The organism is Sporosarcina quadrami (assembly GCF_014836615.1).
Lineage (GTDB): Bacteria > Bacillota > Bacilli > Bacillales_A > Planococcaceae > Sporosarcina > Sporosarcina quadrami.
In genome coordinates this window covers 147,476-159,547 of sequence record NZ_JACSQN010000003.1, presented here as the reverse complement: position 1 = coordinate 159,547, position 12,072 = coordinate 147,476, and the positions used below count along the sequence as shown (strand labels likewise).

The window sequence follows — 12,072 nt, the reverse complement described above, 5'->3', positions numbered from 1 at the left end:
TTTTTGCGATTATTAAGCTTTTTGAACGTTTGTAGCTTGTAGGCCACGTTGTCCTTGCTCGATATCAAATGTTACGCTTTGACCTTCGTCTAAAGATTTGAAACCATCGCTTTGGATTGCTGAGAAATGTACGAATACATCTTCTCCGCCTTCACGTTCGATAAAACCAAAACCTTTTTCTGCGTTAAACCATTTTACTGTACCTTGTTCCATGTTTGTTTCCTCCTAGTGTGTCTATCCACACAATGTTACTATCCTTGCTCAAATACCTTAGATGAAGATCAAACTGACTTCTCAATCTGAAAAGAACAAAAATAACTCTTATTAAGAATAACACGAGAAGATTAAAATTGCAACCCTTATGATTGATATTTAAAATGCACTTTGATGAATTTCACGTTAGTTCTATAAAAAGTTCTTGTCTTCACCTTAAAATAATGTTAAGAAATGTTGATGCACCGCTACTTATTCTTTCATATCTATTTTTAACAATTACGAATTCATCCCATAAAAGTCCATATATATTCCCTCAAAGTTTACGTCACTTTGTTGGAAACTTCGTATTTCCGACCCTTTCTTCAATAACCTCTCCAAATAAAGCTCGAATCCATGTGTTTTATCTGTTGCTTACATTCAATTGTACTTGTTGGATTCAATCCGTTGCACTTCAATCCCTTCATTACGCAATGCTCCCGGTATTACCTTCGCAAACTCAAGCGCCGTCTTGCCATCCCCATGTATACAAATCGTGTCCGCTTGAATCGTGACATCCGTTCCATCCGTTGCGGTGACTTTCCCTTCTTTCACCATTCTGACGATTTGGCGGATAGCTGTTTCATGATCCGTTATCAATGCATTTGACTCTTTGCGGGATGTTAAGGTTCCATCTGATTGATATGTTCGATCCGCAAACACTTCATTCGCCACTTTTAATCCTATACGTTCACCTGCTTTTACAAGTTCGCTGCCAGCCAGCCCGAAGAGCAGCAATTCAGGATTTACTTTGTATACCGCTTCTGCAATCGCTTCGGAGAGTTCTCTGCTTATCGCCGCCATATTATAAAGCGCACCATGAGGCTTTACATGTTGCACTCTTCCACCTTCCGCTTGGACAAAAGCGGATAATGCACCGATCTGATACACAACAAGATCGAATGCTTCAATAGGAGTGATCGCCATTTCACGACGTCCAAATCCGCTTAAATCCTGTAATCCGGGATGCACACCAATGCCAACGTTTCTCTCAAGGGCCATGCGCACAGTCTTACGCATTGTCGTTGGATCTCCTGCATGAAAACCGCATGCGATATTGGCGGACGTAATTGTTTTTAAAATCTCTTCGTCATTCCCGATCGTGTACGGCCCGAAGCTCTCACCCATATCACAATTCAAATCCACTTTATATGTCATTACGCTCAGTCCTATCTGAATTTAGTTGAGATATACGCTCGCAGTTCCTTCAAATTCATCTCCTGCATCGCCATCAATTTTTGTGACTCTATAATCGTTACTTCATTGAATGTCAGTTGGTCACCCGCTTTTGCTTGTGCCAGCTTCGTAAAGTTAATAGAAGAGATTTGTCCGATTTTCGGATACCCACCTGTCGTTTGCCGATCTGCAGCAAGAATGATTGGATTCCCATCTGTCGGTACTTGAATGGAACCGTATGTAACAGTTTCTGAAATCATTTCAGTTTGTTCTTTCAACTTCAAGGCGGGGCCATTTATCCTGTAGCCCATTCGGTCTGATAAGGAGCTGACGGTGAACGGTTCATTCCAAAAACCATTTTGGCTTTGACCGTCAAATAAATCATATTGCCTGCCCCGCATGACACGGATGACATATCGATTCGATAAATTGGGCAATAGCTTGGCTGCAATTAGCCAGTCTGCAGCACGGAAAGCCTCCTCATTCGTTCCGAGACGTTGTTTAATGGCAGCAGAAACACCTGTCGGATTCGCAATCGACAGCAAATCGCCTGTTTGGAGTGCCCTACCATGAAACCCGCCAATCTTCGCTTTCACATACGTGGATCGGCTATTCATGACTACAGGTACGTCAATTCCACCTGCAACAGCTAAATAGGCTCGACTTCCTGCGACTGCAGCTCCAAATGCGAGTTCACTTCCTTTGCGAATGAAAACCGGTTTCCACATCGGTACAGGAACACCTGCAATTTTCGGTTGCAAATCCCCTCCGCATATTGAAATGACCACGTCTTTCTCAAATAACAGTCGAGGTCCGACGAGCGTCATTTCAAGTGTAGCTTCCTGCCCTTCATTCCCAACTAAAAGATTGGCAACACGGTGAGAGAACGGATCCATGGCGCCACTGACAACGACACCGAATTTCTGATAACCTTTTCTACCGGTATCTTGAATCGTATCTTGAAGGCCTGATTTCATAACTGTAATCATTCCACATCACCCCGCATCTCTTTGTATTGCTCAGGTGTGATTTCGTAAAATCGGATTCGATCCCCTGCGGTTAATAAACTTGGAGGATCCTCAGTCGGCAAGAATAATTCAATCGGTGTCCTACCGATGAGCTGCCAACCACCAGGCGACGCAATCGGGTAGACGCCAGTCTGCATTCCTGCGATTCCAACTGTCCGTGCAGGAATTTCCAGCCGAGGCGTTTCTCTTCTTGGTGCAGCAATCTTTTCTGACATCCCTCCGATGAATGGGAAGCCTGGCGCGAAGCCTATCATATGTACGGTATACTCGCCTGAAGTGTGGATCGTGATTACTTCTTCAGTTGTTAGTCCATTATGTGCTGCAACGAAATCAAGGTCAGGACCATGCTCGCCGCCATACAATACAGGAATCCTTACGATTTCACGATGGCTGTTCGAGACTTCCTTCACATTCGCGAGCAGTTGATTAATCTCACTGCACACGAAGTCATATGGTGTTTCACAGCTATCCAGCTCCACAGCATAACTAATCGTGACGGTTGTATAGGCAGGTATGTATTCAATCATCCACGGTGGATTCGCCGCGTTCAAACACGCAACGATTGACTTCACGTTCTTCTTAGCGAGTTGACTGATTTCTGTATCCACCTCGATGACGACGGCTTGGTCACCAAGTGGGGACAAGTTGTACATCATGTAGTTTTCACTCCCCACCATTAAAATTTTTCTTAAGTAATGATTATTCTACATTATTCCACAAGTTCCTCAAACTATTGTTTTACATTTTCGAGTATTCTATTGCATAAACTACTAAGGAATATCTATATACTTCATTAGGCAAAACGTTTCAATTTAGAATTTTCTGCATTTACACCTATTTAAACGTAACGTGATGAAGTACAATCAAACTAAAGGATGAAAGGATGTGCGCTATTTTATGAAACAGCAAAATCTACTTAAAAGGGCTTTCTTAGCAACTACGATTGCTTTGATCGCATTATTTCCGGTGGCACATGAAAGCACGATTACACCAGTTGTTGCTGCGGCCGGAAACACAGCTCCCGTAGCATCCATTGAATCGACATCATTAGAGAAAAAACTACAAGCTATTTTAGACGATCCGAAGTTACAAGGAGGCATTACAGGCATTAGCGTGCGGAAAGCACAGACAGGGGAATCGATGTATTCGCATTTTGGCGATATCCGACTGCGACCCGCTTCTAATATGAAATTGATTACAGGCGCAACAGCAATGGATATATTGGGACCTGATTATCAGTTTTCAACTGAAATCCTAACAGATGGTGACATCAAAAATAAAATGCTTCATGGTAATTTGTTCATAAAAGGAAAAGGCGATCCGACTTTAGTTAAAGAAGATTTGGATCAGTTCGTAAAGGAACTTAAAGAGAAAGGCATTAATAAAATTAACGGAAACCTAGTAGCGGATGACAGTTGGTATGATGATGTCCGTTATTCGCAAGACTTGAATTGGTCAGATGAACATAATTATGTCGGTGCTCAAGTATCTGCCTTGACACTCTCTCCAAACGATGATTATGATGCTGGCACAGTTATTGTTGAAGTAAATGCTGGCAATAAAGCAGGGGATCTTCCGAAAGTGTCTGTCACACCTTCGACCGACTACGTCGAAATTGTCAACCGCGCTACAACTGTTGCAAAAGGTTCAACAAAGAGCATTTCCATAGAACGTGAGCACGGGACGAACCGAATCATCATCGAAGGGAATATGCCTCTTGAAGGTGCAAGGTCCCGCTCATGGTCAGCCGTATGGGAACCGACCGAGCTCGTTCTGGATGTATTTAAACAATCGCTCGAAGCACAAGGCATCCAGTTCGTCGGGAATCATGTCGCAAAAACAGGTATCACACCCAAAAACGCAACAGTACTAACAACAAAAAAATCCATGCCTCTTCGAGAGCTTTTCATTCCATTCATGAAGCTTAGCAACAATGGCCATGCTGAAACACTTGTGAAGGAAATGGGTAAAGTTCAACAAGATGAGGGTAGCTGGGATGCAGGTCTTAAAGTGATGAAGGAAAAACTAAAGGAATTCGGCGTCAATACAGATGCGGTTGTCCTTCGTGACGGCTCGGGTATGTCTCACAAAAATCTTGTGTCGGCTGAAGAGTTCACGAAGCTGTTGTATAACGTACAAAACAAAAGCTGGTTCCCCGCTTTTGAAGCATCTCTGCCAATTGCAGGTGAACCTGATCGGATGGTCGGTGGTACGCTCCGTAACCGAATGGATCAAGGTCTGACAATCGGAAACGTCAAAGCGAAAACCGGATCAATCACCGGTGTATCCACCCTTTCCGGTTATGTCACCGCGAAAGATGGGACGGAATTGGTATTCTCCATACTGATCAATAACTACGTTACCGGACCAGTTACACCGATTGAAGATGCAATCACGACTGTATTAGCGGAGCATGAGTTTTAATTGACTACTATTAATGAAGGCATCCAAAGGACACAATGGATGCCTTTATTTTTTGCAAATAAAGGATTCACTGATGACAATAGCGAAATATACGATAGCATTCATTCTCAAGGAAGTGGTGGATACAATGGAAAATTTATCAATAGAACCATTCAAAAACGTAATCGCATTCCTCAAATCAGAAGCCCGGCCGTTGGAAACAGCTCTATATGAATTTGAATTTGAGGATGGCAGTCGTGAACAGGTATTGAAGGAGCTTACAGTTTATCAAAATGAAGACGGTGGTTTTGGCAATGGGTTAGAGCCTGACTTCAGGTGCCAGGCCTCTTCTGCTTTGGCAACGACAATCGGGTTGCAGCATCTGATTCGTGTTGGTGCAGATGAATCTAATCCAATGGTACAAAGAGCTATTCAATATGCATTATCTACATTTGATAATGCAAAAATGGGATGGGAGATTGTCCCGAAGGAAGTGGAATCTGCACCGAGAGCCATCTGGTGGAATTATGGCGGTGATTGGCCTTGGGGGAATCCAAGTGCAGAAATGACAGGATTGCTTCATCACTATAATGGGCTCGTACCTGCCGATTTCCTTAAAAAACTGACGACTCACGCAGTTACATACATTAACCAATTAGAAACGTATGATCATCATGAATTGCAATGCTTGGTCAGATTAATGAAAGAACTGCCTGTTGAAGAAGCAGAGAAGGTTTCCGATAAAGTGCGAGAAATTGCCCGAAATAGCGTGACGACAGATTCGGAAAAATGGCATGACTATTGCCTGCTTCCCCTCCAAGTTGTAGCTTCAACAAAATCATTTTTGTATGAGGATTTTAAAGATATCATCCCTTCCAATTTACAGCATCTGCTAGACAGCCAAGCGGAAGATGGCAGTTGGAAGCCGACCTGGGCATGGGGTCAGTTTGATAAAGAATGGGAAACTGCAAAGCAGGAATGGAGTGGCGTGTTGACACTAGAAAATTTAAGATTGCTTCATGCATATCATATAGGAGCGTTATAACGACATCATGAATTCCTACTTGCATGCAGCATTTTAGAAAATTCGCAAAGGAGAATTGAAATGGAAATTAATTTGATAGTGTTGCTGTCATTACTTGGGATGCTGTATTTACTTTTTGCTGTTTTTAAGATTAGTCGTCATGTTAAAGGGATCAAATATACCCTAGATCAGTTGTCTACACATATAAATGTTCCAGAAAACCAGATAAATGATGAATTACGACAATTAATTGTCATCGGCGAAGAGATTAAAGCAGAAAAAATCGCACGAAAAACATTGGGGCTTTCATTGCTAGAAGGTAAGCAGTATGTTGATGATTTGAAGTTTCAAAAAAATAAATCCATATGATGTTTTGGACATAGTTGTTCAGATGGATTGCACCCTATTCCCTTACAGGGTCATTTACTAAACAAGGAAAAATGGTGTTCTAATCTGACCATTCAACTAATTTAGGAGGTGTTTCAAGTGGGTTTATTAGTGACAATAACAATGGGCTTTTCAATATTATTGACATTCCTCTCTTTGTTCTATGCTGTGATTAATCGTTCATGGAAAGCCATGTTAGTCTGTTTCATTTCGAGTCTGCCTATCTCTATGTATTTCATAAATGTTAATCCACCCCTATCTTTTATAGGTTTCTCGCCCCTTCTTTTCTTGACTTTAATAGTCATTTTCCGTGCGCGTTTTCAAAAAGAAATTATTTCATAAGCTAAACCGTGTTAATTATTCGTTTTGATTAAGGAGGGCTGGTTTACAATGTCCGATAAGGCAAGCAAGATTGCCTTTCTTGCAGCGTTTGGTACCATGACAATCTTGTACTTGATTGGCGAGTTATTTGATGTTCCTTTTCTTTACTTTAAGATCCTCCAAAATAAACCAGTAGGAAATGGAGCAATGCAAGTTACAGAAATTGCATTATTACCAATAGCAATCGGGGTAGTTATAGGTTTTGTTGTTGAATATTTATTAAAACGTAAGAACAGATAACCACCCCGTTGCTGAGTTAGTAAGATCATTTTCACAATGCATCTTTCACACGAGAATGACCTACTTCCACTGGTCATACACCCACGCCGCATTGTATCGATATAGCTTTGACGGTCTGTAGGCACCTGTTTTGATTTCTTTTCCCGTATCTACCACCATATTCTCCACATGTCGGCGGAACTGCACTTTGTTCAGCTCCCTGCCCAAAATAACTTCATAGATCTGTTGGAGATCTGGCAAGGTGAACTCTTCCCCCGCCAAATTGAATGCGATATTCGTGTAGTTCACTTTTCCGCGTAACCGCTCTAGAGAATACAGTATGATTTCCGCATGGTCGAAGGCAATCCCGTTCCGCTCACTAATTGTAACTACCGTTTTGACGTTTGCTCCTTCTGTAATTGTTGTTTTCTCAATAACTGCCGAAGCCGTCACTTCATCGGAAATCAATGTCAGTTCTATTTTGTCCGTCTTGATCATCGTCCCATCCACCAGTTCATCCCGGGATTCCATGACACGATCTTTTACAGTAAACCATCTTACATCGTCTGCATCGTCACCTGCCTGAAGCGGCGGTAACTTCTCCTGGTCGACCAATGCTAGATAACTGACACTGACAATTCTCATTCGGGGGTCACGGTCTACTGCACTCCACGTATAAAGCTGCTCTGCATAAACTCCATCCACGCCCGTCTCTTCTTTGAGCTCACGCTGCACAGCCGTTTCAACGTCTTCGTCAATTCCCATGAATCCGCCCGCTAGTGCCCAGTCACCCTTATACGGATGCCCCCCTCGCCGGATGAGCAGCACTTGCAGTTCCTTATCCGCTTTCTTCCGATTATCCGTTACTTTTTTTGTCGCAACGGTGAAGATGGCCATATCGGTTGCGATCGATGGTTTTTCATACTTGTCCTTCTCCGTCTTTTTATATTGCTCGATAAATTCCGTCTCACTGAGGTTCTGTAAATCCTTTTCTTCCATAGTTTTCTGCCCCTTTCTGTACTCTCACTTAGTTGCATAGTAATACTACTCGGTCTCTTTTGCAAACAACTAAAAAAGAAGGGCTGCTCAGAACCCTTCTCTATCACTTTGTAATCAATTTTGTAATCTGTGCAATCGACCGGTCTAACCGTTCCTCATAGTTGCCGCTAATGGTAACGTACTGGATGCCACGATCCTCAAACATTTTCTTCAACAATCTATTTGTCTCTTCCCGGATAGCTGGATCATTGAATGTGCGGTACCCGTCCGCCACCCACTTCACATCCGGTTCTAAAAACAAATACAAATCATAATCCTGTGACTCAATGGCTCCTTCGATAAAGTTCAACTCGCGTCCCAAATACATCTTGGCGTAATATTGCGTAACGACCGCCTCGCTATCGATAAACAACAGCTTATTCGCCTTTTTCATCTTTTGATACTCCATATGCTTATGGCCGAATACAATTTCCTTGTAATGCTCTTCTGTCAGCAAAGAACTGCCATCCCCAATTTCTTCACTCACAGTACGACCATATTCCTCTACATACTCCGTGCTGAACAATTGCGCAAGGTTTCTGGTCAACGTAGACTTACCGCAAGATTCAACACCGACAATGGCAATCTTTTTTGTATAGTAGGGCTTTGCTGCATCAGGAATCATATCCCAATTTGCATAGACCCCTTCCTCGCGTATCTTCGTTGCACTGATTGGGAAGATTTCACGAGCCTCGTCTATAACGATATGGATGATATCCTCTCCATAAATCCGTCTGAACCACGTATCATACTCACTTTCCGAACTGAAAATATGGGTGATTTGTTCGGGAATCGCTTCAATCATTTTCTGGCCGCCTTCCAGCCACATATACTCCGTATCTGACGAATAAGGTTCTTCAACCGCCAATACCGTCACATTCGACATATTTTTCACGGATGTCGTAATCCACTGTTGCCTTCTTTTGAAGTCAATATAGTCCAAGCCTGCATCGTAACACAACTTCCTGTCTCGACCTTCGTCATAACTGACGAGCACATATAGTTTATCGACTTGTGCCGCCGCTTTCGTAATCGCATATAAATGCCCTTTATGAAACGGGATGAATTTCCCACCATAATGCCCTACCGTCATCTTTGACTCCCTTTGAGTAGTTTCCATTGTCATCTTCTCCCTTTTTCAAACGTCTTTTATTTAACTCATTTCTGTTTTTTGCACTTTCGATAATTTCACCCAGTTCACGTATCCATACACTGAGTTTACAAGGAACGCCGTCCACATAATAACCATATTCCAATCGTTTCCACCTGTCTGCAACAATGTGATGACCCATAGCGTAATCGTTAGGACATTCACCAATATCCAAATCACCCACTGTTCCGCATACCGCTGCACCATTAAAATCTGCGCGATTACCGAAAGGACGACCGCCATACTGTCGATTCGGACTTGCTGCGCAGACAACAATGTCAATAACTCCGCATATACGAAAGCACCTGCAACAAATGAGCCGGCCACAAATGCCCAACCTCTTAGCGTCAGCCGTTTCACATAAACGTTTTCACCCTGCGCCGATTCTTCTTTTTTCTTGTAATGCTTCATCCACATCCATATTCCGATAAACTGCATCGGGAAGTAAAACAACCAATTTAACATCGACTCCCCGTATAACCCGTATCCGTAGGCTATATAACCATATGTGACCGTTTGCACAATTCCGAAAAGATAGTTGGATACTTTCCCCTTTGCTACCAACACCACACATAGCATCCCGGCTATCGAACTGATCAAACCAAGAAGTGTGTCTTGAAATGCAAAATACAGATAGACTGTGATTCCCGTAAATACCGCTACCCAAAGCTTTTCAAACATTGACCAATCTGCCAAGTACTTCTTTAGATTTCCGACCATTTCATACTCCTCCTTTAACTTAGTTACAAATCGTACCTATTTGTTATACTTAGTATATGATTGTATCTATGTAAAGTCAACTACTATTTTCGAAAAAAAAAAGCCCACACCGTTGCGCTTCTTAAAAGCGCAGGTGCAAGCTTCCTTACCTTTATTCTCATTCAACCTTTTCTTAAATGGACGGAGAACGCTAGAATCCCACAGGCGACAGCCTTCCTAGTCGATTTAAGGGGTGGCGTGTTACAACTCTATGTTATCCGTCATTTCAAACAAATCAAATACATTTTCCTGGATGATGAGCGACATGATTTTTCCTTTTTTCTCATAGTAATGGATATGTCCAACCCGCTTGTCTTCAAGCTCTGTCCAGCCCCAGCTCTGGATTTCTTCCAAATACTCTTCAGGCGGGGTACCTTCTTCATCCCCGATCCCTTTCAACTTGTATTTCGCCGACTTCGCAATTTCTGTCGTACAGTCTTCTGGTTTGACTTCATACGCATTTTTCGGAACTGGGAACCCTTCGTTAATGACCGCCATCCGATAACCATCTTCATCTGTATATTCATAGACACAACCACTCATGACGCCAGCTGCAACTAGTAGTATTGGCAACAATAGCCGTTTCACCCCGACAACCTCCTCACGGAAACTTCACAATCATATACTCTCAGAGTAATAGGAAAACTGCCGGTTGTCATCCAACGTATTTGTGAACATTTCCAGGAAGAGGATTCGCTCAGAACTTGATCAATTTCAACTGCCGTTCTGTTGCATCCACCTGTACTTCTCCTCCAATAGGAAATGTGAACATTGGTTGTGTATGCCCGAAATCCACATCGTATACTACAGGGATTTCTTTCAGCATTGGGTGCTTATCAAGAATGAAGATCAGTTGTTCCTCCGATATTTTGGATTCACGCTGGAACCTTCCGATTACTACTCCATTAACTGAATGTGCATTTTGCAAAAGCGACGTCAAATCCCTTGCGAATGTTTCTGGAATGGTCATTTCATCGTCTTCCACAAACAAGATGGCATTTTCGATTTTAGGCATATAGTTCGTTCCTTGCAGCAAATTGAGCGTACAGAGATTTCCACCCCATAACTGACCTGTTGCCATTCCCGGCGTATAGGTTTTCCATGCAGACTTCTCGAAATTACGATTTTCCTGGTCCAAATACCATGCATCATCGCTCCATTCAACAGATTCCTCTACACAATAAGGCTCATCTTGCATGAGACACTTCATGAAATGCTCTGTTTGATATCCTTGGCCTTTTTTCATTTGAAAACTCGAGAAATGAGGGCCGGAATAGGTGACCATTCCCGTTTGCGTAGTAATCGCCGTAGCGATAGCCGTTATATCGCTATACCCACAGAAAACTTTCGGATTCTTTTTTATGAGATCATAATCGATATAAGGCAATATCTCGTTTGAATTAAACCCACCGATTACAGTCAGAATACCTTTCACGTTTTCATCCTCGAATGCAGCATGCAGATCTTCTATTCTTTGCTCGATCGATGTTGAGTTTTGAATATCAGATTCAAAAACATTTTTGCCAAAGGTTACAGTAAAACCTAAGTTTTCTAACCGTTCCTTCGCAAACCGGACGCCTTCTTCTGATAAAATACTCGCACTGCGACTCGGTGCAACAATGCGTACTTCATCCCCTTTTTTAAGCTTCTGTGGTATTAGCATTTACACTCCTACTTTCTGTATGTTCATTTCAAGTCGAATCATATCCATGCATTGAATGCCATCTTCCATGATAATTTCATCATATAGATCCATAAAAAAGTCTTGGATCACACCCGTAATGCGAAATCCGCATTTTTGATAGAGCGCAAGCTGCCCGATACTGGAATTGCCTGTGCCGATTTCAACGGTTGCATAGCCATTCTCTTTTGCAATACGTATCGCATCGAATACTAGCTTCTTGCCAATCCCTTGACCTTGCATATGTTCACGGACGGCGATATTTTTAATTTCCATTGTTTCGTTGTGTAGTTCTACTACTACAAAGACCCCAATAATTTCACCTTTTTCCTCGACAATATAACATTCACCATCAGCTAAGTAAGTTTCAATGAGCTGACGTGATGGATCAGCTAGGAGGAGTAGGTCGTATGGAGGTGATTCATGTGGTTCCAGTTTTCTAGTTCGCATGCAGACCACCTGTTTCATTTTATTATTCTATTAGTAAATAGGAGTCCATTATTTGGTTCACTGCAAGCCTTTTCGTAACCCGCTTGTCCCTACTAGGTGAGTACAATTGTTATGAAATAGATGC

14 protein-coding genes are annotated in these 12,072 nt (G+C 42.3%); 4 read left to right on the top strand and 10 right to left on the bottom strand.

The window, feature by feature from the left end; genetic code table 11:
- Positions 1–12 precede the first annotated feature (12 nt).
- From H9649_RS04500 to pxpB, 4 genes are all read right to left on the bottom strand, one after another.
- A complete protein-coding gene (locus H9649_RS04500) occupies positions 13–213 on the bottom strand; it encodes a cold-shock protein (protein WP_191693521.1) in 201 nt (66 codons plus the stop codon).
- 420 nt (positions 214–633) lie between these two features.
- Positions 634–1,410 carry a LamB/YcsF family protein gene (locus H9649_RS04495; RefSeq protein ID WP_191693520.1) on the bottom strand — a complete coding sequence of 259 codons (777 nt, stop codon included), beginning with the start codon at positions 1,408–1,410 and terminating at the stop codon, positions 634–636.
- Between the two features lie 11 nt (positions 1,411–1,421).
- Positions 1,422–2,417 (bottom strand): 5-oxoprolinase subunit C family protein, encoded by a 996-nt coding sequence (locus H9649_RS04490; protein WP_191693519.1) that lies wholly within the window; start codon positions 2,415–2,417, stop codon positions 1,422–1,424.
- Positions 2,414–3,112: a 5-oxoprolinase subunit PxpB gene (pxpB, locus tag H9649_RS04485; protein WP_191693518.1), complete on the bottom strand. Its 699-nt coding sequence runs from the start codon at positions 3,110–3,112 to the stop codon at positions 2,414–2,416. Before pxpB ends, H9649_RS04490 begins: the two co-directional genes overlap by 4 nt.
- A gap of 241 nt (positions 3,113–3,353) precedes the next feature.
- Between pxpB and dacB the strand changes: the two genes are divergently transcribed.
- The 4 genes from dacB to H9649_RS04465 all read left to right on the top strand — a co-directional run bounded on the left by dacB (position 3,354) and on the right by H9649_RS04465 (position 6,891).
- Complete coding sequence (dacB, locus tag H9649_RS04480) at positions 3,354–4,880, top strand: D-alanyl-D-alanine carboxypeptidase/D-alanyl-D-alanine endopeptidase (protein ID WP_191693517.1); 1,527 nt, start codon at positions 3,354–3,356, stop codon at positions 4,878–4,880.
- Between the two features lie 73 nt (positions 4,881–4,953).
- Positions 4,954–5,904, top strand: coding sequence for a hypothetical protein (locus tag H9649_RS04475; protein ID WP_225229666.1), 951 nt, complete (start codon positions 4,954–4,956; stop codon positions 5,902–5,904).
- A gap of 60 nt (positions 5,905–5,964) precedes the next feature.
- Positions 5,965–6,252, top strand: a complete 288-nt coding sequence (locus H9649_RS04470) for a hypothetical protein (protein WP_191693516.1) — start codon at positions 5,965–5,967, stop codon at positions 6,250–6,252.
- 408 nt (positions 6,253–6,660) lie between these two features.
- Entirely contained in the window at positions 6,661–6,891 is a 231-nt protein-coding gene (locus H9649_RS04465; RefSeq protein ID WP_191693515.1) for an ATPase, read from the top strand.
- Positions 6,892–6,951: 60 nt separating this feature from the next.
- Here H9649_RS04465 and H9649_RS04460 read toward each other — a convergent pair whose 3' ends face one another.
- The 6 genes from H9649_RS04460 to H9649_RS04435 form a co-directional block, all read right to left on the bottom strand.
- Positions 6,952–7,869 (bottom strand): NUDIX hydrolase, encoded by a 918-nt coding sequence (locus tag H9649_RS04460; RefSeq protein ID WP_191693514.1) that lies wholly within the window; start codon positions 7,867–7,869, stop codon positions 6,952–6,954.
- 103 nt (positions 7,870–7,972) lie between these two features.
- On the bottom strand, positions 7,973–9,028 hold the full coding sequence (gene nadR, locus H9649_RS04455; RefSeq protein ID WP_191693513.1) for a multifunctional transcriptional regulator/nicotinamide-nucleotide adenylyltransferase/ribosylnicotinamide kinase NadR: 1,056 nt from the start codon (positions 9,026–9,028) through the stop codon (positions 7,973–7,975).
- A gap of 33 nt (positions 9,029–9,061) precedes the next feature.
- A complete protein-coding gene (pnuC, locus tag H9649_RS04450; RefSeq protein ID WP_191693512.1) occupies positions 9,062–9,778 on the bottom strand; it encodes a nicotinamide riboside transporter PnuC in 717 nt (238 codons plus the stop codon).
- Positions 9,779–10,018: 240 nt separating this feature from the next.
- Positions 10,019–10,405 carry a hypothetical protein gene (locus H9649_RS04445; protein WP_191693511.1) on the bottom strand — a complete coding sequence of 129 codons (387 nt, stop codon included), beginning with the start codon at positions 10,403–10,405 and terminating at the stop codon, positions 10,019–10,021.
- Between the two features lie 109 nt (positions 10,406–10,514).
- Positions 10,515–11,480, bottom strand: a complete 966-nt coding sequence (locus H9649_RS04440) for a S66 family peptidase (protein WP_191693510.1) — start codon at positions 11,478–11,480, stop codon at positions 10,515–10,517.
- Entirely contained in the window at positions 11,481–11,948 is a 468-nt protein-coding gene (locus H9649_RS04435; RefSeq protein WP_191693509.1) for a GNAT family N-acetyltransferase, read from the bottom strand.
- Between the last annotated feature and the right edge of the window lie 124 nt (positions 11,949–12,072).

Coding starts and splice junctions, on each gene's coding strand:
- H9649_RS04500 (WP_191693521.1), bottom strand. CDS start 213: ATGGAACAAGGTACAGTAAAATGGTTTAACGCAGAAAAAGGTTTTGGT.
- H9649_RS04495 (WP_191693520.1), bottom strand. CDS start 1,410: ATGACATATAAAGTGGATTTGAATTGTGATATGGGTGAGAGCTTCGGG.
- H9649_RS04490 (WP_191693519.1), bottom strand. CDS start 2,417: ATGATTACAGTTATGAAATCAGGCCTTCAAGATACGATTCAAGATACC.
- pxpB (WP_191693518.1), bottom strand. CDS start 3,112: ATGATGTACAACTTGTCCCCACTTGGTGACCAAGCCGTCGTCATCGAG.
- dacB (WP_191693517.1), top strand. CDS start 3,354: ATGAAACAGCAAAATCTACTTAAAAGGGCTTTCTTAGCAACTACGATT.
- H9649_RS04475 (WP_225229666.1), top strand. CDS start 4,954: ATGACAATAGCGAAATATACGATAGCATTCATTCTCAAGGAAGTGGTG.
- H9649_RS04470 (WP_191693516.1), top strand. CDS start 5,965: ATGGAAATTAATTTGATAGTGTTGCTGTCATTACTTGGGATGCTGTAT.
- H9649_RS04465 (WP_191693515.1), top strand. CDS start 6,661: ATGTCCGATAAGGCAAGCAAGATTGCCTTTCTTGCAGCGTTTGGTACC.
- H9649_RS04460 (WP_191693514.1), bottom strand. CDS start 7,869: ATGGAAGAAAAGGATTTACAGAACCTCAGTGAGACGGAATTTATCGAG.
- nadR (WP_191693513.1), bottom strand. CDS start 9,028: ATGGAAACTACTCAAAGGGAGTCAAAGATGACGGTAGGGCATTATGGT.
- pnuC (WP_191693512.1), bottom strand. CDS start 9,778: ATGGTCGGAAATCTAAAGAAGTACTTGGCAGATTGGTCAATGTTTGAA.
- H9649_RS04440 (WP_191693510.1), bottom strand. CDS start 11,480: ATGCTAATACCACAGAAGCTTAAAAAAGGGGATGAAGTACGCATTGTT.
- H9649_RS04435 (WP_191693509.1), bottom strand. CDS start 11,948: ATGCGAACTAGAAAACTGGAACCACATGAATCACCTCCATACGACCTA.